Source organism: Photorhabdus cinerea (assembly GCF_011189575.1).
In the GTDB taxonomy this organism is placed as follows: Bacteria; Pseudomonadota; Gammaproteobacteria; order Enterobacterales; family Enterobacteriaceae; genus Photorhabdus; species Photorhabdus cinerea.
The window spans coordinates 1-24,288 of sequence record NZ_PUJW01000028.1; the positions used below are offsets into that span (position 1 = coordinate 1).

The 24,288-nt window shown below is 42.6% G+C and carries 26 protein-coding genes and 2 pseudogenes; 12 read left to right on the plus strand and 16 right to left on the minus strand.

The window, feature by feature from the left end:
* The first annotated feature begins 134 nt into the window (after window positions 1-134).
* A complete protein-coding gene (locus C5469_RS19260) occupies window positions 135-989 on the plus strand; it encodes a tagatose bisphosphate family class II aldolase (RefSeq protein ID WP_166310080.1) in 855 nt (284 codons plus the stop codon).
* A 45-nt stretch (window positions 990-1,034) separates the two neighbouring features.
* On the plus strand, window positions 1,035-2,939 hold the full coding sequence (locus C5469_RS19265) for an enterotoxin (protein ID WP_339414585.1): 1,905 nt from the start codon (window positions 1,035-1,037) through the stop codon (window positions 2,937-2,939).
* 130 nt (window positions 2,940-3,069) lie between these two features.
* On the opposite strand, the gene C5469_RS19270 is transcribed toward C5469_RS19265, so the two are convergent.
* Both C5469_RS19270 and C5469_RS19275 read right to left on the minus strand, forming a co-directional pair.
* Window positions 3,070-3,480, minus strand: a complete 411-nt coding sequence (locus C5469_RS19270) for a type II toxin-antitoxin system HicB family antitoxin (RefSeq protein WP_166310032.1) — start codon at window positions 3,478-3,480, stop codon at window positions 3,070-3,072.
* Between the two features lie 21 nt (window positions 3,481-3,501).
* A pseudogene (locus C5469_RS19275) lies at window positions 3,502-3,658 on the minus strand (type II toxin-antitoxin system HicA family toxin).
* A 282-nt stretch (window positions 3,659-3,940) separates the two neighbouring features.
* Between C5469_RS19275 and C5469_RS24110 the strand changes: the two are divergent.
* Both C5469_RS24110 and C5469_RS24115 read left to right on the plus strand, forming a co-directional pair.
* The gene (locus tag C5469_RS24110; RefSeq protein WP_278249778.1) at window positions 3,941-4,078 is read left to right on the plus strand and encodes a hypothetical protein; all 138 of its coding nucleotides are present in this window, start codon (window positions 3,941-3,943) and stop codon (window positions 4,076-4,078) included.
* Between the two features lie 97 nt (window positions 4,079-4,175).
* The gene (locus C5469_RS24115; protein WP_339414586.1) at window positions 4,176-4,478 is read left to right on the plus strand and encodes an isochorismatase family protein; all 303 of its coding nucleotides are present in this window, start codon (window positions 4,176-4,178) and stop codon (window positions 4,476-4,478) included.
* 72 nt (window positions 4,479-4,550) lie between these two features.
* Here the strand turns inward: C5469_RS24115 and speD are convergent, their stop codons facing one another.
* The 3 genes from speD to C5469_RS19300 all read right to left on the minus strand — a co-directional run bounded on the left by speD (window position 4,551) and on the right by C5469_RS19300 (window position 6,695).
* Window positions 4,551-5,345: an adenosylmethionine decarboxylase gene (gene speD, locus C5469_RS19290; RefSeq protein WP_166310034.1), complete on the minus strand. Its 795-nt coding sequence runs from the start codon at window positions 5,343-5,345 to the stop codon at window positions 4,551-4,553.
* Window positions 5,346-5,373: 28 nt separating this feature from the next.
* Complete coding sequence (speE, locus tag C5469_RS19295) at window positions 5,374-6,237, minus strand: polyamine aminopropyltransferase (protein WP_166310036.1); 864 nt, start codon at window positions 6,235-6,237, stop codon at window positions 5,374-5,376.
* A gap of 110 nt (window positions 6,238-6,347) precedes the next feature.
* The gene (locus C5469_RS19300; RefSeq protein ID WP_054475903.1) at window positions 6,348-6,695 is read right to left on the minus strand and encodes a YacC family pilotin-like protein; all 348 of its coding nucleotides are present in this window, start codon (window positions 6,693-6,695) and stop codon (window positions 6,348-6,350) included.
* A 193-nt stretch (window positions 6,696-6,888) separates the two neighbouring features.
* Here C5469_RS19300 and cueO point away from each other — a divergent pair, with 193 nt between their 5' ends.
* From cueO to hpt, 5 genes and pseudogenes are all read left to right on the plus strand, one after another.
* The gene (gene cueO, locus C5469_RS19305) at window positions 6,889-8,433 is read left to right on the plus strand and encodes a multicopper oxidase CueO (protein ID WP_166310038.1); all 1,545 of its coding nucleotides are present in this window, start codon (window positions 6,889-6,891) and stop codon (window positions 8,431-8,433) included.
* Window positions 8,434-8,701: 268 nt separating this feature from the next.
* Window positions 8,702-8,926 (plus strand): hypothetical protein, encoded by a 225-nt coding sequence (locus tag C5469_RS19310; RefSeq protein ID WP_166310040.1) that lies wholly within the window; start codon window positions 8,702-8,704, stop codon window positions 8,924-8,926.
* 6 nt (window positions 8,927-8,932) lie between these two features.
* Entirely contained in the window at window positions 8,933-9,706 is a 774-nt protein-coding gene (locus C5469_RS19315; RefSeq protein WP_166310042.1) for a hypothetical protein, read from the plus strand.
* Between the two features lie 208 nt (window positions 9,707-9,914).
* Window positions 9,915-10,091 (plus strand): annotated as a pseudogene (locus C5469_RS23765) (ClpX C4-type zinc finger protein); the annotation flags it as partial.
* 567 nt (window positions 10,092-10,658) lie between these two features.
* Window positions 10,659-11,195: a hypoxanthine phosphoribosyltransferase gene (gene hpt / locus C5469_RS19325; RefSeq protein ID WP_166310046.1), complete on the plus strand. Its 537-nt coding sequence runs from the start codon at window positions 10,659-10,661 to the stop codon at window positions 11,193-11,195.
* Between the two features lie 160 nt (window positions 11,196-11,355).
* Here the strand turns inward: hpt and C5469_RS19330 are convergent, their stop codons facing one another.
* From C5469_RS19330 to can, 3 genes are all read right to left on the minus strand, one after another.
* Window positions 11,356-11,697 carry a type II toxin-antitoxin system ChpB family toxin gene (locus C5469_RS19330; protein WP_065822344.1) on the minus strand — a complete coding sequence of 114 codons (342 nt, stop codon included), beginning with the start codon at window positions 11,695-11,697 and terminating at the stop codon, window positions 11,356-11,358.
* The gene (locus C5469_RS19335) at window positions 11,697-11,951 is read right to left on the minus strand and encodes an AbrB/MazE/SpoVT family DNA-binding domain-containing protein (protein WP_036769482.1); all 255 of its coding nucleotides are present in this window, start codon (window positions 11,949-11,951) and stop codon (window positions 11,697-11,699) included. The genes C5469_RS19330 and C5469_RS19335 overlap by 1 nt, the downstream gene beginning before the upstream one ends.
* A gap of 438 nt (window positions 11,952-12,389) precedes the next feature.
* Window positions 12,390-13,043: a carbonate dehydratase gene (gene can / locus C5469_RS19340; protein WP_039877613.1), complete on the minus strand. Its 654-nt coding sequence runs from the start codon at window positions 13,041-13,043 to the stop codon at window positions 12,390-12,392.
* A gap of 187 nt (window positions 13,044-13,230) precedes the next feature.
* On the opposite strand from can, the gene C5469_RS19345 reads away from it, so the two are divergent.
* A complete protein-coding gene (locus tag C5469_RS19345; RefSeq protein WP_166310048.1) occupies window positions 13,231-14,157 on the plus strand; it encodes an ABC transporter ATP-binding protein in 927 nt (308 codons plus the stop codon).
* A complete protein-coding gene (locus tag C5469_RS19350) occupies window positions 14,154-14,924 on the plus strand; it encodes an ABC transporter permease (protein WP_166310050.1) in 771 nt (256 codons plus the stop codon). The genes C5469_RS19345 and C5469_RS19350 overlap by 4 nt, the downstream gene beginning before the upstream one ends.
* A gap of 86 nt (window positions 14,925-15,010) precedes the next feature.
* Here C5469_RS19350 and panD read toward each other — a convergent pair whose 3' ends face one another.
* The 8 genes from panD to sfsA form a co-directional block, all read right to left on the minus strand.
* On the minus strand, window positions 15,011-15,391 hold the full coding sequence (gene panD, locus C5469_RS19355) for an aspartate 1-decarboxylase (protein WP_166310052.1): 381 nt from the start codon (window positions 15,389-15,391) through the stop codon (window positions 15,011-15,013).
* 80 nt (window positions 15,392-15,471) lie between these two features.
* The gene (panC, locus tag C5469_RS19360; RefSeq protein WP_166310054.1) at window positions 15,472-16,326 is read right to left on the minus strand and encodes a pantoate--beta-alanine ligase; all 855 of its coding nucleotides are present in this window, start codon (window positions 16,324-16,326) and stop codon (window positions 15,472-15,474) included.
* Window positions 16,327-16,379: 53 nt separating this feature from the next.
* Entirely contained in the window at window positions 16,380-17,171 is a 792-nt protein-coding gene (gene panB, locus C5469_RS19365) for a 3-methyl-2-oxobutanoate hydroxymethyltransferase (protein ID WP_166310056.1), read from the minus strand.
* Between the two features lie 66 nt (window positions 17,172-17,237).
* Window positions 17,238-17,753, minus strand: coding sequence for a 2-amino-4-hydroxy-6-hydroxymethyldihydropteridine diphosphokinase (gene folK, locus C5469_RS19370; protein WP_166310058.1), 516 nt, complete (start codon window positions 17,751-17,753; stop codon window positions 17,238-17,240).
* Between the two features lie 2 nt (window positions 17,754-17,755).
* Entirely contained in the window at window positions 17,756-19,324 is a 1,569-nt protein-coding gene (gene pcnB, locus C5469_RS19375) for a polynucleotide adenylyltransferase PcnB (RefSeq protein WP_166310060.1), read from the minus strand.
* Between the two features lie 89 nt (window positions 19,325-19,413).
* On the minus strand, window positions 19,414-20,301 hold the full coding sequence (gene gluQRS, locus C5469_RS19380; protein ID WP_166310062.1) for a tRNA glutamyl-Q(34) synthetase GluQRS: 888 nt from the start codon (window positions 20,299-20,301) through the stop codon (window positions 19,414-19,416).
* Between the two features lie 64 nt (window positions 20,302-20,365).
* Entirely contained in the window at window positions 20,366-20,821 is a 456-nt protein-coding gene (dksA, locus tag C5469_RS19385) for an RNA polymerase-binding protein DksA (RefSeq protein ID WP_011145244.1), read from the minus strand.
* A gap of 191 nt (window positions 20,822-21,012) precedes the next feature.
* Window positions 21,013-21,723, minus strand: coding sequence for a DNA/RNA nuclease SfsA (sfsA, locus tag C5469_RS19390; RefSeq protein ID WP_166310064.1), 711 nt, complete (start codon window positions 21,721-21,723; stop codon window positions 21,013-21,015).
* 91 nt (window positions 21,724-21,814) lie between these two features.
* Here sfsA and hrpB point away from each other — a divergent pair, with 91 nt between their 5' ends.
* Window positions 21,815-24,256, plus strand: a complete 2,442-nt coding sequence (gene hrpB, locus C5469_RS19395) for an ATP-dependent helicase HrpB (protein WP_166310066.1) — start codon at window positions 21,815-21,817, stop codon at window positions 24,254-24,256.
* The last annotated feature ends 32 nt before the right edge of the window (window positions 24,257-24,288 follow it).

The window sequence follows — 24,288 nt, forward strand, 5'->3', positions numbered from 1 at the left end:
GGCGTGAGTCGGCGAATGACATAGGGGCTCGCAGCTGTCAGGCTGCAATAAAGCCGGATATAAAGCTGCAACCTACCAGTCAATGTCAGAACAATGGAAGCCTTGCAAACGGGATGCGTTCATATAAGGCTTATATGTATCTGATTTCCAGTCGTCAAATGCTGAAAAAAGCTCTGTGTGAAGGCTATGCAGTCCCTGCGTTTAATGTCCACAATCTGGAAACTGTTCAGGTGATAGCGGAAACCGCGGCTCGTCTGGCATCACCGGTGATTCTGGCGGGTACACCGGCTACCTTTAGCTATGCGGGCACTGACTATTTGGTGTCGATCTGTCAGGAAGCGGCACGTCGTCATAATTTGCCGCTGGCGCTACATCTCGATCATCATGAGGAATTGGAGGATATCAGCCATAAAGTGACCGCAGGTGTGCGTTCGGTAATGATTGATGGCTCGCATTTACCCTTTGAAGAGAATATTCGTAAGGTGACTGAGGTGGTACGATTTTGCCAGCGTTACGATGTTAGCGTTGAGGCGGAATTGGGGCGACTGGGGGGACAGGAAGATGATTTGAATGTCTCTAATACTGATAGCTTTTTTACCGATCCGCTGGCAGCGAAAGCTTTTGTGGCCCGTACCGGTATTGATTCGCTAGCGGTAGCGATTGGTTCTGCGCATGGTTTGTATCATGGTGAACCTCATCTGGATTTTGAGCGGTTAGCGGCGATCAGGGAACGGGTGGATATTCCGTTAGTGTTGCATGGTGCGTCGGGTATTCCTGAAGCTATGGTACAGCAGGCGATTGCTCTTGGCGTTTGTAAAGTCAATGTAGCGACTGATCTGAAAATTGCTTTTGCTGACGCAGTAAAAAGCTATTTTATTCAGCATCCGGATGCTAATGATCCACGCAAATATATTGTGCCGGGAAAACAGGCTATGCAGGCAGTGGTTGAAGAAAAGATTCAGATTTGTGGCAGTGCAGGTAAGTTGTAAAGGTAAAGGTTCTGTTTTTTCAATTATCTGATAAAGGAAATTGCTGTGAAAATAAGAACGTTAAATAAAATTACGCTTAGTTTGTTAGCCAGTTCTGTGTTGTGTAGTGCATCGGTTTGGGCGGGTAGTTGGCAGTTGGAGGGTGATAATTACCACGTGGCTGTTAGCGACGGGCAGGGTAAAGTCACTCAGTTAAAATTTGAGAACCCGAAAAACCATGATCAAATCATCACTGACAATCTGTTTGAAATCACGTTGAAATCAGGAGAGAAGCTTGCGGCTAAAGATTTTCAGGTCACTGATATCAGCAAAAAGCGCAATCGTATTGTTGTTTCTCTGAAGCATGGCGATATACAGGTAAAAAATATTATTACAATGGAGGATAAAGATAAGTACGGCTCGTTTGAAATCACTATTACACCGCAGGAAAACGCGTTGGAGCTTAGTTCTGTCTCGTTGATGCCATTTCGCACTAAAATCCCTTTTGTTCACGGCTCTATCGTCAGTTCACCGATTATCAGCGATAGCTTCTTTATTGTTCCCGGTAATCCATTGATTAACACTGAGGCTGATAACGGAGACGTTTTGCAAAAAATTGCACTCTCTATCCCGTTAGAGCCGGGGAAAACGTTAAGTTATAAGACGTATATTGGTGTTTATCAGGAAGGGCAATTGCGGCGCAATGTTAATGAGTTTTTGAACAATGCTCGTCCGCGTAAATATAGTCCTTACCTACATTACAACTCTTGGTACGATATTGGTTTCTTCACTCCTTATACCGAACAAGAGGCGTTGAACCGTATCAAGCAGTTTGGGCAGGAGTTGGTGACTAAGCGCGGTGTGACGTTAAATGGTTATCTGTTTGATGATGGTTGGGATAACCTCAAAGGAGATTGGGGTTTTAGTCAGGCGTTTCCCCATGAGTTCAAAAATCTTAAACGGGCAGCGGATCAATATCGTGCTCGTTTAGGTATTTGGCTTTCTCCTTGGGGCGGTTATGGCCCACCTGGTGAGCAACGTGTTTCTCATGCGGCGGAGTTTGGTTATGAAGTGATAGATGGCAGATTTGCGCTTTCAGGCCCTAATTACTACGCCAATTTCCATAACCGGGTGCTCAATCTGATTCAACAACAAAATGTATCCATGTTTAAATTAGATGGCACCGGCAATGCTGATCGTGTGATTAAAGGGAGTGCATTCACCAGTGATTTTGATGCCGCTATCCATCTTATTGAAGATATGCGTAGTACAAGGAATGATCTGTTTATCAACTTAACGACAGGCACCAAAGCCACGCCTTCCTGGCTATTTTTCGCCGATTCTATTTGGCGTAATGGCTATGATGTGGAGTTTTACGGTAAAGGTTCCAAAGTGCAGCAGTGGCTGACCTACCGTGATGCGGAAACTTATCGTAATGTCGTAAGAAAAGGACCGTTATTCCCACTGAATTCTCTGATGCTGCATGGCATTGTTTATGCCAAACAGGCCAGGCATCTGGATAAACAGTCACCTAAAGATTTTGCCGATCAGGTTTGGAGCTATTTTGGCAGCGGTACTCAGTTACAGGAGATGTATGTTACGCCTGAACTGTTGACCACAGAGGATTGGGATACGTTAGCAAACGCGGCGAAATGGTCAGAGAAAAACCAAGATGTGCTGTTTGATACCCATTGGATTGGTAAAGATCCTACCGATCTAGAGGTGTACGGTTGGGGAGCCTGGAGTCCGAAAAAGTCGATTATTACTTTGCGCAATCCGGCTGATGAAGTGAAACAATATTATCTGGATCTGCAAAGCGATCTTGAATTGCCTGATAATCAGCTTTCGGTATATGACGTTAAGATAGACTATGGCGAAAACAACTCGGTGCCGAGGTTTATCAATAAAGCGGTGCTGATTACCCTTCAGCCGTTAGAGACGTTGACCTTTTCTCTGACCCCATCGAAATAATCACCGTGTTATTAACCTGCCCTGAATAAACTATTTTATTCGGGGCAGTGATGATTTGAGGAAACTATTGTGATGGTGTTTTATTAGAAAAAAGCTAGCTTATTATCAATAACTTGACACCTCAGAGATATTATATTTTGACTCTGCCAATAACTTTTTCTGCCGCTATGTGTGATAGAAAGCCAGAGCGACTCTTGTATTCTGGATGGCTTGTGACGAATTGATCAATACGGCGGATCAGTAATGATGGAAGAGTTACGTTGATTTTCTCTGATTTTCCCATTAACTGAGTAATATCCACATCAACTAATGCCCATATTGCTCCCGTATATTCAGGATCTGTTAGGTAGTTTTCTACGTTTGTCGCTTCTGGTACTGCTTCATTATCATCAATTAGCAATTCGATATGCGCTTCAATTGCTTCTCGGACGCTTTCTAGTGCGTCTGTAAAATTATCCCCTCCAGAAAAGCAACCCGGGATATCAGGGACACGGACGCCGAAGGATGAATGACCTTTATCAATAGCAACTGGATATAACATTTACACCTCCGAAAAGTGGACTCAAAGTCCCGATTGTTTCTTGATACTTTTCAATGTTGGTGAAGGTATGTCCTTTTGTGGGTGTTTTACCGTTACCAATCCTTTCTTGGTTGGATGTTTGAATTGATGATGACTACCCTTTAACCCTCACCAAATACCATCCGTCAGCTTCTATCATTGCTATCGCGTTTCTGCTATCCATCCTCCGGTTCTCTTGTTTTATCTTGATAGGGTTATAATAACCCTACAATGTTATGTGTCAAGATTAGCGGGTATTGACGTTGTGATTAGCTAATGGAATAGCTAAAAAGTCGGCCAGCTCGGTTTCATGAGCTAATATGAATCATAAGAAGATCTTGTCAGAATTGCCTGTGACTAAGCGGTATGGTAAGTCACAGTAATTGTTTTTTAAGAATTCATTTAAAGGGTAAAACTAATTAAAGCGTTGATCGTAGTCGATATGCTGAACGATTTTGTCACAGGAGCACTCGCCAATGAGGCGGATGCGATGAAGATCGTACCGGTAATTAAACGGCTGATTAATTACGCCCGATGCCAATCCGATTGGCTGGTAGTTTATGCTAATGATGCTCACTGAACTGATGATCGGGAAATAGCTATCTGGGGCAGACATGCAATGGCCGGAACACCGGGTGCTAATGTTATTGAGGCATTGGCTCCTGTCGGAGCAGATCGTGAAATTGTTTCTCCTAAGCGATTTTATGGGGCTTTCGATGGTAACCGATCTGGAAGATGTTTTTAAAGCGTATGGTGTGACGGAAGTTGTGTTAACCGGCCAACATATTCATTGTTGTGTCAGACATACCGCCTATGGTGCGTTTATACGTGGTTATCGAATCAAGGTTTCATCAGATGCCGTGAGTGTTTTCCCTGGCGTTGATCAGGAAGCCGCCCTTGATTATCTTAAAACTATTTATGGTGCTGAAATTACAACCAGTACCGCGTTAGGTGTGTTAATCAGGATAATTTATTTGTAAAGCTGTTAAGAAATTATCTGGCAGATACCTGTAAATATTGGCATCTGCCAGTTAAATATAAGTTAGTAAAATCTAAATAACGGGTAAATTACGACCGTAATAAATTTCTTGTATCTCTTTTTTTAAGAGACGGGTAATTTCCTGCTTCTCAGTTTCACTCAATTGCTCTGGTGTGGCATTAAATAGATAATCATTCAGGTCAAATCTTTTTTGCATCATTTTTGTATGAAATAGATTTTCCTGATAAATATTGACATCCATCATGTAATACTGCGATTGGACTTCTTCGGTCATATAATTCTGAATAGAACTTATTTCGTGATCGATATAGTGCTTCACGCCATTCACGTCTCTGGTAAAACCGCGGACGCGGTAATCCATTGTGACAATATCCGATTCTAGTTCGTGGATCAGATAATTTAGCGCTTTAAGAGGTGAAATAACACCGCAGGTCGATACCTCAATATCAGCTCGGAAAGTGCATATGCCACCACCCGGATGGCTTTCTGGGTAAGTGTGAACACAGATATGGCTTTTATCCAAATGAGCAACAACAGAATCAGGTAGTGGGCCTGGATTTTCAGTATTGTCCACATCCTTTGGGTCCATCGGTTCTTCGCTGACGAGAATAGTGACACTGGCCCCTTGCGGTTCATAGTCCTGGCGGGCAATATTCAGAATATTTGCACCAATAATCGAACAGGTTTCGCTGAGAATTTCCGTTAAACGGTTAGCGTTATATTGTTCGTCAATGTAAGCGATATAGCTATCCCGATCGGCTTGGCTTTTTGCGTAACAGATATCATAAATACAAAAACTCAGGCTTTTTGTCAGGTTGTTAAAGCCGTGCAATTTCAGCTTGTGCAATTTAATTCACTTCCTGGCTAATGGGTGATTATTGGTTTATAGATAATGCATCCAGCAGGTATTGCGGTAAGGCAAAGCTACCTGTGTGAACAGCTGGGTTGTAGTAGCGGCAGGTAAAGCCCGCACTGTCAAAGCGCTGCTGTAGTGTTGCCAGATCCACCTGACGTAGTGTTGGGTTCTGACTTGCCCATGCAAAGGTCATAATTCCGCCGTAATAGGTAGGAATGGCAGCTTGGTAGAAACTGTTGTCAACGAAATAATTGCTCAATTTTTTATGGCTGGTCACCGCTTCATCCTGTTGCAGGAAACAGACACCATTTTGAGCAACAAAGATGCCACCTTCATTCAGACAGCGTTGGCAACCTTGATAGAATTCAGATGTAAATAATCCTTCACCAGGTCCGATCGGATCAGTGCAGTCAGAGATAATGACATCGAATTTCTGATCGGTGGTATTAACGAAATTAACACCATCGTCAATGATCAGATTGAAGCGTGGATCATCATAAGCACCAGCATTATGGTTAGGCAGATATTGGCGGCAAAATTCAACTACGCCAGCATCAATCTCAACCATAGTGATATTCTCAAGGTATTGATGGCGACAGACTTCACGTAACATACCGCCATCACCACCACCGATAATCAGTACTCGTTTAGCATTCCCATGGGCGAATAGAGGAACATGAGTCATCATTTCGTGGTAGATAAATTCATCACGTTCAGTCGTTTGTACTGTACCATCCAGCGCCATAATGCGGCCTAACTCCGCATTTTCAAAGATAATCAAATCCTGATGCTCAGTTTTATCGTGATAAAGCACTTTATCGACGGAAAAATACTGACCAAAATTGGTGTGTAGGGTTTCGTGCCAAATTTCTTTTTGTGACATATCCCAGCTTTCCTCCACTATGATGACCGTGAAAATTGGGCTACATAATAGCCAACAATTCTCATAGTTGCACGGTGAAATTTACCCCTTAAGGAGTAGCTGGAAAAGAACTATTTAACGTAGGCGAATAGACTCAGTGAATCTCTAGCGAGAGCATGGCACTTTATCGCATTGGATAGGTAAATACCTTTTAGATCCTGATAGCTTTTTTCATTAAGGGTGTTCATCAATTGGCTATTGTAATTATTTAAATCCCACTTGTTACGCTGGGCAAAATAGATAATGGCTCGTTTGATTTCCCGATCAGGAATTTGGCTGTAACCGCAGTCATATTTCAGGTAGATAAACACCGCTGTCAGATCCGCCAGATCTTCTGCTTCATCTTCTGTCAGCGCTTTTGCGGGGTGAGAAAAACCGAAAAGAACTAATATGTAAATCAAGAGGGATAATTTTCGCATCTGTATTATTATAATGAACTCATGTCAGGTTACGTTAACATATTAATATTTTTATTTCGCTAAAATTTATTTTTTTAAATTATTGTAAAGATCGACCTAAATCACATTCCCATTGCTTGACCTTCCTGTAAGGGGAACCTTTAGGTTTCTTCTTTTATTGTTTATTCTCGGTTGACTTAATCAGGAAATGAATATGCAACGACGTGATTTTATTAAATTAGGTGCTGTTATTGGTGTATCCAGTTTGTTGCCTGTATGGAGCCGTTTCTCCTTTGCTAAACCCTACCCATTATTACCGATCCCGCCACAGATAACGCCAGATGAGACCGGTAAAATTATTATTGAAATCAATGCAGGGCAATCCTGTTTTAAGACCGGAACAGCGACTGAAACCTGGGGTTATAACGGTGATTTACTTGGCCCTGCATTGAAATTGACTTCAGGTGAGCCCGTTACTATCGATATTCGTAATAACCTGCCGGAAGAGACGACGGTTCACTGGCATGGTCTCGAAATTACCGGGGAAACCGATGGTGGTCCGCAAGCAGTGATTGCATCAGGTGGACATCGGACGGTCAGTTTTACCCTTGAACAGCCAGAAGCAACTTGCTGGTTCCACCCGCATACGCATGGTAAGACTGGCTATCAGGTTGCTATGGGGCTGGGCGGATTAGTTCTGATTGAAGATGAGAACAGCATTAACGTTGGTTTGCCGAACCGATGGGGAGTAGATGATATCCCATTGATTTTGCAAGATAAACGTTTGAATAAAGAAGGGGAAATTGATTATCAACTGGATGTGATGAGCGCGGCTGTGGGGTGGTTCGGCGATATGATGCTGACCAATGGCGTTGTTTTACCTCAACATATTGCCCCACGCGGTTGGTTGCGTCTGCGATTGCTGAATGGCTGCAATGCCCGTAGCCTGAATATTGCTGCCAGTGATGGTCGTGAATTGTATGTTGTTGCCAGTGATGGTGGTTTGTTAGCCGAGCCAGTTGTGGTTAATGAGTTATCGATTCTGGCGGGAGAACGTTTTGAAGTATTGGTGAATACGTTTGATGGAAAAACTTTCGATCTGGTGACTTTACCTGTGATGCAGATAGGAATGACACTACCGCCGTTCGATCAACCATTGCCTGTTTTACGCATTCAACCTCAGCTTTTTTCTAGCCGCATAATACTGTCAGAGCAGCTTGCCTCGCTTCCTGCATTGCCTTCTTTGACGGGCCTGAACAGACGCAATTTACATCTGACGATGGATAGTCGTCTGGATATGCAGGGGATGATGATGATATCTCAGCGTTACGGTGAGCAAGCTATGGCGGGTATGGCAATGCATCATGGGAATATGAACCACGGAGATATGCATCATGGTGGTGAATTAAATTTCCATCACGCGAACACTATCAATGGACAGGCTTTCTCAATGACAGAACCCGCTTTTGATGTGAAACAGGGGCAGTATGAGCGCTGGGTGATTTCAGGGGTTGGCGATATGATGCTGCATCCGTTCCATATCCACGGCACGCGTTTTCGTATTTTGAGTGAAAATGGTCGTAAACCTGCCGCTCACCGTAGCGGTTGGAAAGATATTGTTCATGTGGAAGGTAAGGAGAGTGAAGTGTTGGTTCAGTTCAATCATACGGCGGGAGCCAAACATCCATTTATGGCGCATTGTCATCTGTTGGAACATGAGGATACCGGTATGATGCTGGGTTTTACTGTTAGTCAATAATCTTGTTAACAGATTGACTCTGGCTTGGCTTATCAGGGGCAGTCTCACTGTGCCTTATAGTCCATAGTTATGTAGTCTTTTCAATGAATTATTGTTATAGGATGTACATGATAGAACAAAGGTTATACGCAATTGCTTCTACTATGAACTGGTGTTGATAGATGCTTAATCAGTAGTAAATGGACACAACAAAGTATTGTCAGTGATTACTGCAGGTATTAGACTATGATACAGTTGGTTGTTTGTTACTCAGTGAAGGAGAGGTGAAATGTCTAGTTTTTTCAAGAATATGGGATATGCTCTTGTTTCTCCGGAAAGGGTGATGGCACGTCTCGTTGGCGCACATAAAGAAACTTGTTCTGATGCTGATCAGAAAGATGAAAAGTTCATCATTAATCGTTCTGGAACGGTTACTCTGAATCGTTGTAATCCTGATGTTCAACAGGCTTTCGCTTTAAACGTTGAGTGGTTGAGTACTAAAAAAGAGGGATAACCATCAATGTGGGCAGCTGTGGTTATTGTTGTTTTAGTATGTGGTTATGTTTATACAAATAGTCATCTACCCTCTAGATTTAAGCAAAATAAAGCCATTGGTTGGAACGCTTACTTTGAAGTAGCACGACAAGGTGGCTTTTTTCTTATCGCAGGTTTTTGTCTGGCTTTAACACTGAGTTGTTTAGTCTTTGCTGTTATGATGCTACTGAACATCCCTGTATATTTTGGTGCAAAATATATCCCTTTTACTTTTGCTCATGATTTGTTCAACTCTCGGTTAGTGGGGATGAGTGTTTTTTCTTTTCTCATCTTAAGTTTTACCGTGTTGATAAGTATCAGTGCATCCTATAACGCAGAGAAAGATTTTAGAAATCCTGAAAAGCGCAATGGTATTTTTAAAGAAATTGCATCTAACAATGCTATTGAAAGCCTTCTTTTGGAATCAATTGAAAGTGGTCTGTTGCTGTTAATTACTTTAAAGTCGAGAAAAGTTTATGTTGGAATGGTTGATGAAGCGAGATTTCATCATTTGGATACCGATACTATCGTTATCATTCCTTTTATGAGTGGTTACAGAGATAAAGATACGCTGACATTTTGTGCCGAGCATAATTACGCTGATCATTACAGGAATGAAGGTATTACACTAACTTCAAAGCCTTTGAGTGTGTATCAGTTTCGTCATGTTCTTCCGCTTGAGCAGATAGAGTCTCTATCGCTTTTTAATCCTGAAACCTATGATAAGTTCCAGGAAGTTATTAAAGATAAATCTAATTGAGGTAAAACGTCTCAAATAGGTTTTGTAGTTCATCAGTCCGAAGAAATTTAACAAGATAGACTTGGTAGTCTCTTTTTTTAATGTTGTTCGGTACATGGCAGATAGAATATGGAAACTTTGCGTTTTCTATGAGTAAAGAATAGCAGCAACAGCTGGTGCTATCTGGAGTATTTCAGTTTGTCATGGGCTGTTGAATGATGGAGGCATCATGGCTGAAAAATGTTTGTACTGCTCCTTTTGTGGGAAAAAGCAAGATGAAGTAGCTAAATTAATTGCTGGTCCAAGCGTTTACATCTGCAATGAATGTGTTGCTTTGAGTCAGGGAATCATTGATGAAGAAAAAAAGCTTAAAGTTTTAGCAGTAAGTCATCCTCACTCAGCCTTACTGTATACGTTTTTGGCATATAATTCTGGCTGCTTTATTGAAAGTGCGGTTATTTGTTCCGATGAAATCCTTACAGAAACATTGGAAATAAGCATTGACGATTTACATAAGGCTCTTAGAGCTCTTAAAAGGAAAAAATTAATAGAAATTCTACCTTGTGCTGATGGGATGACGTTATATTTTGTGAGTGGGAAGAGGATAAGTAAAACTTATGATGAAGAAACTAAGCTTTACAGAGTTGCCGCTAATGTTTTGTTACAACCTAATCCCAAATTAAAGATGTTGCCATAGACATAGTGATCATCAGAAACCATCTTTATCTTTGTTTGAGATACCCCATATTTTCGAAGAACTTTTGATAATCATCATTCGATCATGGTTGTTCGAAATTTGTTCATTACTGAAAGGGGGCGTAAGTTTCCTGTTTCAATTTTATTTGTAATGATGCTTCTAAGTGTTATTTTATCCGTTCAAAAGAACGGCGTATCAATAGGCATACTAATAATCATGATTTTCACTGATCTTTATCTTGATTATTACCATTAAAAACAACTGGTTAAATTTATAATGAAACACACTGTAGAAGTTATGATCTCCGAACAGGAGGTTAAGCAACGTATCGCTGAACTGGGAAAACAGATCACTGAATATTATCGTGACAGCGGTAGTGAACTGGTGCTGGTCGGATTGCTAAGAGGTTCCTTTATTTTTATGGCGGATTTATGCCGCGAAATTCAGGTTCCTCATGAAGTAGACTTTATGACAGTCTCCAGTTACGGCAATGGTATGAATTCCACTCGTGATGTGAAAATCATGAAAGATCTGGATGAAGATATTTGTGGTAAGCATGTGCTAATTGTGGAGGATATTATTGATTCCGGTAACACGTTGAATAAAGTGCGTGAAATTTTGGCACTACGTGAGCCAAAATCACTGGCGATTTGTACCTTACTCGATAAGCCTTCCCGCCGTGAGGTTGATGTTCCAGTTGAGTGGATTGGTTATTCAATTGAAGATAAATTTGTCGTGGGTTACGGCATCGATTATGCACAACATTACCGCCATTTGCCTTATATCGGGCATGTGATTTTGCTAGAAGAGTAATTTTTATCGAATTTGAAAACGGCAGCTTCCGGGTTGCCGTTTTTATTTTGTGATTCAGGAATAATGCATAGGGCTGCGCCCCTATCTGCATTTCGGCACGGGTGCCTAATACGGCTTCCAGTCGTAGAACCATATCAGCAGATATTCCTAATAGCAGAATTTATTCCAATATGCTGGACACCATGGCTAAAATTTCATTAATTACAGACGTCGGTGCCTCTTCAATTTTTCTTGCTTGTCTTGCATTTAGATCGATTGAACGAATGCCATTCGCTAATAGAACTCCTTGAGTCTGTGTTCCGGTGCCCATCAATGTCACGGCAAAACCTGCAAACCTGGCATAATTTCCTCCTTGTGTTATAGGAATAATAATTGTTAAACCTAATTTGTTAAAATCGTATGGACTTATTACTAAGCATGGCCTTTTGTCACCTTGCAGCTCTTGACCAGCGACTGGGTTTAAGCAAGCCTCAACAATATCCCCTCGTTGAAATATTGCCATTACACTTCATTCCCTATAGGTTTACTGGCATCCCATTCTTTTAAGATTTCAGGCATTGGTGCTTCTGAGTCACATAGAGCAAGTAGATCGGCTAATTTGTACTTGGGACGATGGTTTACCGCAGATATCACGATTTTCCCTTGTTCTTCGACAATTGATAATTGGTCACCCTCTTTCAGGTGGAGGGATTTCAATAGTTGAGCTGGAATAATAGTACCAACAGAGTTTCCAATTTTTCTGACATGAGTAAGCATAGAACTTTCCTCGTAAGTAACGGTTATCACATTGTTGACACTTTAGAGTGGTTTTGCCTAAGTGTCAACATTGTTATTACAGGTAATGTGATTCGATAGCCCATAAAAATGTTCTTTTTCATGAATTATTTTGTTTTCTTTTTATTACCATATGCGTACATTCATAAAATAAAGAAATTAAAATAGATACTTGATATTTAAATAGGTTGCGATTTAATAAAATTAAAATCTGTATTAGTCTTCGTTTAATTACGCTGTAGAAGAGATTAAATATAACCTTTTCTACAGCGTATTTTGTTATACCTGTCATCTTTCAAGTTGCTTCTTTGTTGGCTGCACTCACTCACCCCGGTCACAGAGTTATCTATGCTCCCGGGGATTCGCTCCCTTGCCGTCGCGATGCATCTTGAAATCCATTGGGTATAGTTATCTGAAAACTTATTTTTTATTCGTCAGCTTGGATACGGTCTGACGATAGGCAAGTTCCAGTTTTTCGCGACTATCAGCCGTGACTTCAAGATCCTGCAACTGACCATTATGGATTCCATAAACCCAGCCGTGGATCATCACTTTCTGTCCCCGTTTCCATGCTGCTTGCATAATAGTCGAGTGACCAAGGTTATAGACTTGCTCGACAACGTTGATTTCACACAGACGGTTCAAGCGCTCATTGGGCGGTAATTCACCCAGCATAGAACTGTGTTTGTACCAGAGATCGCGAATATGTAGCAGCCAGTTATTAATCAATCCCAGTTCGGTACCATCAATGGCTGCCTCAATACCACCACAGCCATAGTGGCCGCAGATAATAATATGTTCAACTTCCAGTACGTCTACTGCGTACTGAATAACAGAAAGACAATTTAAATCGGTATGGATAACCAGGTTTGCAACATTCCTGTGAACAAATAAGTCACCTGGAGCAGCATCAATCAGCTTCTCGGCAGGTACCCGACTGTCTGAACAACCAATCCACAAGAAATGAGGCTTCTGCGATTTCGCTAATTCTTTGAAAAATTTTGGATTTTCTTCGTTAACCGATTCTGACCACTGCTTGTTATTGGCAAGTAGCTCTTCTATTTTTTTCATCATGGTTAATAGCCTGGTAGTGTTTCTTTAAGATAGAATCATATACAACATCAATAGAAATTTTAATATTTTGTTGCTGCTTGTTTTTAATCTTTCTGCTGTTTTTGCAAAGAAAGTTAGGTAGGAAAGGAGCATTATATTTTCATATTGCCCGTAAAGGCGGCTAGATAATAAAGGTGTTTTTTAATTTATGACTTATGCATTGGAGTTAACGCAGCTTACCAAGACTTACGCTGGTGGTATTAAAGCGCTGCGCGGGATTGACCTGAATGTAGAAGCAGGAGACTTCTACGCATTATTGGGTCCGAACGGTGCAGGGAAGTCCACCACAATCGGCATTATTAGTTCTCTGGTAAATAAAAGCAGCGGTAAGGTTAAGGTATTTGGCTACGATATTGATACTGATATTGTCAATGCCAAACGTCAGTTAGGTCTTGTTCCACAGGAATTTAACTTCAATCCGTTTGAGACGGTGTTGCAGATTGTTCTCAACCAGGCAGGTTATTACGGTGTACCGAGAAACGTAGCTCAGGCCAGAGCGAAAACCTATTTGTCGCAGTTGGATCTATGGGAAAAGTGCGATCAACGGGCGATTCATCTATCCGGTGGTATGAAACGTCGTCTGATGATTGTACGTGCTTTGATGCATCAGCCTAAATTATTGATCCTTGATGAACCGACAGCGGGTGTCGATATTGAACTTCGTCGTTCGATGTGGAATTTTTTGAAAGAATTAAATGCGCAGGGAACCACGATTATTTTAACCACTCATTATCTGGAAGAGGCGGAAATGCTGTGCCGGAATATTGGCATTATTCAGCATGGTGAGTTGGTAGAAAACACCAGTATGAAAAAATTGCTCAGTCAGGTGAAGTCTGAAACATTCTTCTTCGATCTGTCAACAGAAAGCCCAATTCCTAAGCTTTCAGGATATAACTACCGATTGTTGGATAGGTTGACTTTGGAAGTGGATGTTCAGCGAGGGCAAGGGATAAATGACGTATTTACCCAGTTGAGTGTTCAGGGGGTTCATATTTTGAGTATGCGTAATAAAGCGAACCGTTTGGAAGAGTTATTTGTTAGCTTGGTAAATAACGTGCAAGGAGATAGTAAATGATTCAGCTGTATTGGGTGGCACTAAAAACTATCTGGATTAAAGAAATTACCCGTTTTGGTCGTATATGGGTACAAACTTTATTACCGCCAGTTATTACTATGTCACTCTATTTTATTATTTTCGGTAGCTTGATTGGTTCGCGTATTGGGGAAATGGGTGGTGTGGATTACATGCAGTTTATTGTCCCTGGCCTGATTATGATGGCAGTGATTACCAACTCTTACGCTAATGTTTCCTCCTCTTTTTTTGGGGCGAAATTTCAGCGCAGTATTGAGGAATTACTGGTAGCACCGGTGCCAACGCACATCGTTATCACGGGCTTTGTGGGTGGTGGTGTCGCTCGTGGTGTTTGTGTTGGTATTCTGGTGACATTGGTTTCCCTGTTTTTTGTTCCGCTTCATATTCATTCCTGGTGGATGATTGTTGTCACGTTGTTGATGACATCAATTCTATTCTCATTAGGGGGATTGCTGAATTCAATTTTCGCTAAGACGTTTGATGATATCAGTATTATTCCAACGTTCGTATTAGCACCGTTGACCTATCTTGGCGGGGTGTTTTACTCGCTGACATTATTACCTCCATTTTGGCAAGCCGTTTCTAAACTCAATCCGATAGTTTATATGATCAGCGGTTTCCGTTATGGTTTCTTGGGAATTACCGATGTTTCTTTAGTCACAACATTGGGGGTTTTAACCGCGTTTATTGTGGTTTTTTATCTTGTTGCCTGGTATTTAATTGAAACAGGGCGGGGATTGAGGACTTAATTGTAGATTATTTTGTTTGATGGGTAGGGGAAGTTTATTTACAGATGACTTCACGACCTACCCATTATCGAGCATATAATTAATATTTAAGCCACTTGAACTGGCACGGCTTTAGCCATACGGCTCATAATATTATCGCCGTCGAAGTAAGCTACATTCGGCTTATGATGATGGGCGTCTTCATCTGAAATTTGTACATATGAGCAGATAATTAGCTTGTCACCTACTGCGGCACGACGCGCTGCTGCTCCGTTGACTGAAATTATTCTAGAGCCACGTTCAGCAGCAATAGCATAAGTGGAAAAGCGCTCACCGTTATCCACGTTATAGATATCAATGGCTTCATATTCCAGAATACCGGCTGCATCCATAAAATTCTGATCAATTGCACAGGAACCTTCATAATGCAGATCTGCCTGAGTGACTTTCACTCGGTGCAATTTCCCCTGTAGCATAGTGCGCAACATGGTTTCTCTCCTGATTCGATGACAACTTAGAATCTATTATTTTATTTTCCTGCATCAGTAATGCCTGATACAGCGGGCGATTATTGCATTAAATCTATCTGTTGATTATCGATCAAACGGGTTTGTCCTAACCAGGCAGCCATCAGAATAACCGCTTTTTTGCTTTCGATATTTAACGGAGCCAGAGTTTCGGCGTCACGGATAAACAGCTCATCAGGTATAAAACCAACTTCGCGTAACTGTTCGGAAGCTTGGGTGAGCAATTGTTCTGTGTGGCGTTCACCTTGTGCCATTTTTTCAGCTATAGATTTCATGATCTTGCTGAGTTCTGGCGCGATTTTATATTCATCGGCTGTTAAGTTTTTATTACGTGAACTGAGAGCCAGGCCATTTTTATCGCGTACAGTCGGTACTGAAATCAAAGTAATATCATAAGCCATATCGGCAATCATTTTGCGAATAAGCTGTAATTGCTGAAAATCTTTCTCGCCAAAATAGGTCAAATCCGGCTGTACCATATTGAACAATTTGCTTACCACCGTTGAAACGCCACGGAAATGACCGGGACGGCTGGTACCTTCCAGAATGGTAGAAAGTTCAGGAACTTCAACATAAGTCTGATGTTCCATACCATTAGGGTACATTTCCTTATCGGCAGGAGCAAATACCAGATCGACACCGTGTTGATGGAGCTTTTCGCAATCTTCCTGCAAAGTGCGCGGGTATCTTGCCAGATCATCCTGACGATTAAATTGCATCGGGTTAACGAAAATACTGACGATAACAACGTCTGCTTGCGCTTTGGCTTCATCGACTAGCGTCATATGGCCGTCATGCAAGTTACCCATTGTTGGCACTAGTGCAATGCGTTTCCCCTCCTGACGCCAGCGGCGGATTTCACGGCGTAGAATCGGTACAGTTTCGACAATCAGCATTGCTTAATACTCCTTAATTTGTTCAAAGCTTTCGGGCTAACAAGGGTGAGTTATTAATAAAATGAGTGTTCTTTGCCAGGATAGGTGCCGTTTTCCACCTGTTCTTTATATAGACGGATGGCATCACGTATATTTCCAGCTTTTTCAAGGAAGTTTTTTGCAAATTTAGGTGGGCTTGCTGTAATGCCTAATGCGTCATGCATCACTAAAACTTGCCCATCAGTCATATTACCGGCACCAATACCAATTACTGGGATCTGTAATTTATCGGTGATACGTTTAGCTAATTCAACGGGGACACATTCCAGTACCAGCAATTGTGTGCCCGCCTTTTCTAATATAATTGCATCTTTTATCAATTGATTGGCTGATATTTCATCGCGTCCCTGAACTTTATAACCTCCCAGAATATGGACCGACTGGGGAGTTAGCCCTAAATGAGCGCAAACTGGTACGGAACGCTCGGTAAGCATCTTAATGGTATCGAATAACCAGTTACCGCCCTCAACTTTAACCATGTTAGCGCCAGCACGCATAAGTTTGGCCGCGTTTTCACAACTCTGCTCTGGTGTGGCATAACTCATGAAAGGCATATCGGCAATGAGAAAAGCATATGGTGCTCCGGTACGGACGCAACGAGTGTGATAGACAATATCTTCAACAGTTACTGGAATGGTGGTATCCGCCCCTTGTAATGTCATACCCAAAGAATCACCAACCAGCATGACATCAATACCTTGCTCGGCGAACAGGCGAGCAAAGCTGGCGTCATAAGCGGTAATCGTCGCGAATTTCCGTTTTTCTTTTTTAAGCTGATTCAGATCAGTCATGGTCATTGGTTTCATTATCTATCTTCTCCTGCAATTTTTCTTGTTATGTACAGAAATCGGCCACGAACTGAACTGAAATCCTTATATGCAATTACTGGAATCAGAGGGCTGTGGTTGTAGCCAAAGTGCCAGGCCGTTTTCTGGGGTATGTTTCAGTCTTTCAGATAAAGCTTCCCCATCAGGAAACACGAGGTCAGGGGCAATTTCAGCTAATGGATAAAGCATGAATTCGCGCTGTTTTAGTCCATAGTGGGGAACTGTCAGGCGTTCAGTATTAATGACCTGATCACCAAATAGCATGATATCCAGATCAAGTGTCCTTGGTCCCCAGCGCTCATTTTTCCTTACTCGTCCTTGAGCCAATTCAATCGCTTGGGTGTAATTGAGCAATGCTTCCGGTTCCAGAGTGGTTTCCAGTGCTACCACCGCATTCAGAAAGTCTGGTTGATCCTGTGGTCCCATCGGTTTGGTACGATACAGAGAGGAACAGGTAATAAACTCTGTTTCTGGTAATTCTTTTAATGCAGCAAGCGCATTTTTTACTTGCTGCACAGGTTTCGCTAGATTGCTACCAAGAGCGATATAAACACGGGCCATGATTATCTGCTATCCCTGCCCAATCTTGGTTTGTAGTAGCGGTGTGACCGTGTACGGCGACGGACAACATCATTGCTCAATTCGGAAATCATACTCCGTTGCTGTGATGCATTGACTTGCTGGAATTCTCCCCACCAGTGGGCAAGGTCTTTTAGCTCATTGCGGTTTTCAACATTGGCACGCAACTCCAGCAGGTCATAGGCAGCACGAAATTTAGGATGTTCCATCAGTTTGTTTGCCCGTTTACCATGACGGCGTGGCAGACGTAACTGTAATTGCCAGATATCACGCATGATGGTTGTCAGGCGCTTAGGAATGGCAATAGAGTGGCACTGTTCGTCCAGAATATCATTCATAGCTAATGCAAAGGAGTCGTAGTAAGTTAAACCACTTTCCTGAGATAGCTTTTCAGCATGTTCAACCAGTGGATACCAAAGCATCGCAGCGAACAAAAACGCCGGATTAACCCGCTTATCATTCTGTAACCGGTAGTCGGTATTCTTCAGAACCTGATTGAGCATATGTTCCATTGGCGAATCGTTATTTTCGGTGAAATAGCGTTGAACCAATGGGAATAGTGGTTGGAACAGGTGATATTCACGTAGCAGCTTATAAGTGCTGTAGCCTTGGCCTGTTTGCAAAAGTTTTAAAGACTCTTCAAACAGGCGAGCAGGTGGAATATTGTTCAGTAGAAAAGCCAGACGAGAGATAGGTTCGGCGGTATCTTCGCTGATGGTCATATTCAGTTTGCTGGCGAAACGAACTGCCCGCAGCATTCTTACTGGATCTTCCCGATAGCGGGTTTCTGGATCACCAATCAGACGGATAACGCCGGTTTCCAGATCATGAAGACCGCCAACATAATCACGCAGAGAGAAATCATTGATGCCGTAGTAGAGGCTGTTGATCGTGAAATCACGGCGCATAGCATCTTCTTCAATTGAACCAAAGATGTTATCCCGTAACAGCATACCGCTCTGAGCCTGTTGTGACTGACTTTTATCATCGGAATCAGTTTGTTCATGCGGACCACGGAATGTTGCAACTTCAATCACTTCCGGGCCAAACATAATATGAGCTAAGCGGAAACGGCGTCCCACCAGACGGCAATTACGGAATAATTTACGAACCTGTTCTGGTGTTGCATTGGTGGCAATATCAAAATCTTTCGGCTTTGTGCCCAGCAACAAGTCACGGACACCACCGCCAACCAGATAAGCATCAAAACCAGATTTATTTAAACGGTAAAGTACCTTAAGCGCATTTTCACTGATATCCCTACGGGAAATATTGTGTTGTTCACGTGAAATTACCATTATGGGTAAATCTGAATAAGGATTTTCCTGTTCAACTTTCTTTTGAGCGTTCACGCTGGATGAAAGTTGGCAGGTATTTTGGTGATTAGAGTGAAGAGTTACGTACTCTTCCTGAGAAGAACGGTCAGATACGGTGACTGGCCTTTCACTGGCTGCCTGTAGTTCGCGGTTAATTTTTCCCTCGCGGATCAATAAATTACGGCAGAAATTTGCTACTCGGTTAAAAATGGTACACCTCGATAAGTAACTAATCATATAAAAACGAATAAAAAACAGCGGCTAATCATAGCCTACTGTGTATTTTTTGAGAATGGTTGTTATGACTAACGGTAACTTTATTCATGTTACTTGTATATTTTACCTTGTCGTGGAATCCGGTCCAGATCCCAATGTGTTGTTGCTTTTTTCAACAACTGGTCACGGGAAAGATCCTGCCAATTTTTTATGACAGGCTGATTAAGGAAAGCTAATGCTTCAATGAGTAACGGTCGGGGATCATCCAGTGGGACGGGCTGGGCATGATTCTGTTTGGAAAGTTTATTGCCGTTTTTATTCAGAGCCAATGGTAGGTGAATATAATCAGGTATCTTTAAATTTAATTGCTGGTAAAGTGCAATCTGGCGAACAGTTGGCTCAATTAAATCAGCCCCTCTTACAACTTCTGTCACACCTTGATAATCATCATCAATAACAACCGCCAGATTATAGGCAAATAAGCCATCACGACGATGAATAATGAAATCTTCTTCAGCCATGGCAGGGTCGGCGCTCAGGTATCCCAGCAATTTATCTTCAAAACCATAAACAGGATTATTCTGCTTAAGTCGGATTGCTGCATGATTAAGAGGCAGATTTGATTCACGGCAGTTTTTATCATAAAAACCATTAGCCTGCTGAATACGTTGACGAGTACAGATACAGTTGTAGCTTAAGCCTTGTTGTTGCAACTGATTAAGAACATAACGGTAAGCTTCATAGCGCTGAGATTGGTAGAGAATTTCACCATCCCAATGTAGGCCATAGTGTTCAAGGGATTGGAGAATACGGCTGGCAGCGCCGGCAACCTCTCTGGGCGGATCAATATCGTCAATACGTATCAGCCATTTTCCTTGATTAGCACGGGCTTGCAAATAGCTGCCAATTGCTGTGATTAACGAACCAAAGTGAAGATCACCCGAAGGTGACGGGGCGAAACGCCCAATATAAGCGAGGGGACGTTCAGGCTTTATCATATGGGGATCAGTGAAGGTTGTGTATACGGCGCCATCAAAGACGCCGTATTTGGAACACGATTAATTAGCCAGCCATCTGTTTTTCACGGATTTCGGCTAAGGTTTTACAATCAATACATAAATCTGCGGTTGGACGGGCTTCCAAACGACGGATACCTATCTCAATTCCACAAGATTCACAGAAACCGAAATCGTCATCTTCGACTTTTTTCAGTGTTTTCTCGATCTTCTTAATCAATTTACGTTCACGATCACGGTTACGTAATTCAAGACTGAACTCTTCTTCCTGCGCTGCACGGTCAACTGGATCGGGGAAGTTCGCTGCCTCATCTTGCATATGAGATACAGTACGATCTACTTCATCCCTGAGCTGATTGCGCCATGCTTCAAGAATTAGCTTGAAATGCGCCAACTGGGCATCGTTCATGTATTCTTCACCTGGCTTCTCTTGGTAAGGTTCTACCCCAGCGATGGCGAGAATGCTTAAGGACGAGGTTTTACGTTTTTGCCCTTCTTGCATAATACTTCTCCTAACTCACGCACTATCAAACGAACCCCTAGCGGGGAAAAAAACAGGCCGCTATAAATAGCAGATGGAGCATGGGTTGGCAATTGTTCCTGCTATTAGTTTCACAATGGAGTGAAGACAAACGTATCGGATGTCTTTACACCCTGTACAATCTGACTGTATATATTAGGTGAATCAATAAATTAACCATTTAGAATAAAAGTTAATTTATCACCTAAAACCATCCCTTTTTTTGTTATATTGGCCTGGTAACAGATAACTTCGACCCCAAAGTTTTGCGCTTGTTCCAAAAGAGATGAATAATTATCATCAATATGTGCAGCAACAGCGACCTGTTTGATCCCAGAGTGCAAGACAGCAAAAAATAAAACAGCTCTTTGCCCTTGTTCTGCTATGTGTTGCAATTCCCGCAAGTGTTTCTGTCCGCGGGTCGTGACAGCATCTGGGAAATAGCCACAATTTTCTTGGAGCAGTGTTACTGATTTCACTTCAATATAGCAATTAACTTGCTGTTCTGCTTGTAACAGTAGATCTATCCGGCTGTTCTCTTCGCCATATTTCACTTCCCGGCTGATTTTTTTATATTCAGAAAATTCTGGAATGGCATTTTGTGCAATGGCTTCAGCGACTAAATCATTTGCTCTGAGCGTATTAACGCAAATCCAGTGACCATCCTGTGTTTCTGTCAATTCCCAACTGTTGGGGTATTTACGCTTTGGACTATCAGATGTGGAGTACCAAACCGTATCTCCTGGCGTAGCACAGCCGGTCATAGCACCCGTATTGGCGCAGTGGATAGTTAATGTTTCACCTTCTGGTGTGATGACATCAGCCAGGAAACGTTTATAGCGACGAATTAGCGTGGCAGATTGTAACGGAGGATGGAATTTCATAAAAACGCCTTAATGACTGATGGCATAAGATTGAGGCAGGCAATGCTACAATGTCGGCGGTTGAAAGTTAACTTTCTTTAATGGAGTGTTTGTGTCTTTATTGCCTGTATACGAGGTCATCGAACCTATCCTTAATGCATTGAAAAACTCACAACAGGTACTGCTGCATGCTCCTGCCGGTGCTGGGAAGTCTACGGGATTACCATTGGAACTCCTGAAAAAAGCTGATTTTCCCGGACGTATCATTATGTTAGAGCCACGGCGGATTGCCGCTCGTAGTGTAGCTAACCGTCTTGCGACTCAACTGAATGAAAATATTGGGCAGACTGTGGGTTACCGGATGCGTTCAGAAACCAAAGTGAGTACGGCTACCCGTCTTGAAGTGGTAACAGAAGGCATTTTGACACGTATGTTACAGCAGGACCCGATGCTGGAAGGTGTTTCTTTGGTGATTCTGGATGAATTCCATGAGCGCAGCTTACAGGCTGATCTGGCGCTGGCATTGCTTCTGGATGTACAGGCAGGATTGCGGGATGATCTGCGGATTCTGATCATGTCAGCGACGTTGGATAATCAGCGCCTTTCTGCTTTATTACCTGATGCGCCGGTGATTATTTCTGAAGGATGCAGCTTTCCTGTAACCAGAAACTATCATCCTTTACCTGCTCATCAGCCTTTTGAGCAAAGTGTGGCTACCACTGTATTGCGATTACTCCAACAACAGCAGGGTTCTTTGTTATTGTTTTTGCCGGGGATTGGGGAAATTCAGCGGGTATTGGGATTTCTTCACGGGAAAGTGGCAGAAGATACCGCTCTCTGCCCGTTATACGGTGCCTTATCGTTAGCTGAACAGCAAAAAGCTATCGAACCTTCACCACTTGGACGCCGTAAAGTCGTTTTGGCGACTAACATTGCAGAAACTAGCTTAACGATTGAAGGTATTCGATTGGTGGTTGATAGTGGCCTTGAACGCACGACCCGTTTTGAGCCAAAAACCGGATTAACCCGTTTGATCACACAACGTATTAGTCAGGCTTCTATGACACAACGAGCTGGACGAGCCGGACGGTTGGAAGCTGGAATTTGTTGGCATCTATTCAGCCAGGAACAGGCAGAAAGGGCCGCAGAGCACAGTGAACCCGAAATACTGAATGCTGACCTCGGTAGCTTATGGCTCTCTTTATTGCAGTGGGGATGTCATGATACTTCCCAACTGCACTGGTTGGATAAGCCGCCAACCGTTGCACTGGCGGTAGCCAAATCGCTGTTATTACAGTTAGGCGCGGTAAATCATAATGGTCAGTTAACATCCAGAGGCAGGAAAATGGCAGAATCCGGCAGTGATCTGCGTTTGGCTGCTATGTTATGTGCCGGTTCGGAGCAGGGAGCCGATACGCTGGCCACTGCCGCTATGCTGACAGCGATTCTAGAGGAACCTCCCCGTGATGTTCAGCCGGATATCACTTATTGGGTTGAGCAGCGTCAGACTCAATGGCTACGGCGGGCAAAGCAGTTAGTCAGCAATATCGGCGGCCATTTTGGCGAGCCAGCCTGTGGAGCAGTTGCAATGTTATTGGCTCAGAGTTTTCCTGACCGAATAGCTAAAAATCGAGATAAACATGGTCGCTTTCAACTAGCAAATGGTTTAGGGGCAATGATCGATGATAAAGAAAAATTATCTGACGAATCGTGGCTGGTGGCGCCTTCATTATTACAAAGTAGCAAAAACCCTGATGCCCGCATTTTGCTGGCTTGTTCACTGGACATTGAACAACTGGCACAACAACAACCGGGTTTATTTAGCGAACAAAGTATTGTTGAATGGGACGATAATAAAGGCACATTAAAAGCATGGAAAAAGTTGCAATGTGGAAACCTGACAGTCAAAGCCCAGTTATTGGCAAAACCTTCTGATGAGCAATTACAACAGGCTCTGTTAAACTGGTTACGCAGTGAGGGATTACATGAACTGAATTGGTCATCTGCGGCTGTTCAGTTATGCACTCGTATCCAGTGTGCGGCTCAGTGGTTGCCTGAAATACAGTGGCCTGAGGTAGATAATGATTCATTGATGGCTTCTCTTGAACGCTGGTTAATGCCGTTTCTGACTAATGTGCATGATTTGAAAGGGCTGAAACAGATTGATTTGTTGCCAGCACTGGAAAGTTTACTGGACTGGCAACAACGACAGTGTCTGGATAATGAACTGCCGGTTTATTACACTGTTGCTACCGGTAGCCGGATTGCAATCCGTTATTTCAGTGACAAACCCCCAGTATTATCAGTCACGATGCAGGAAATGTATGGTGAGCAACAAAGCCCATCTCTGGCAAAAGGGCGAGTAACATTGGTGCTTGAACTGTTATCGCCAGCTCAGCGGCCATTGCAGATTACGCAGGATTTGGCTGCTTTTTGGCAAGGATCATACCGTGAAGTGCAAAAAGAGATGAAAGGACGCTATCCAAAACATCTATGGCCGGATGATCCGGCAAATACAGCACCAACCCGGCGGGTAAAAAAATATTCGCAATAGAATTTAACAACTTTCTTGTAGGCGAATAAATT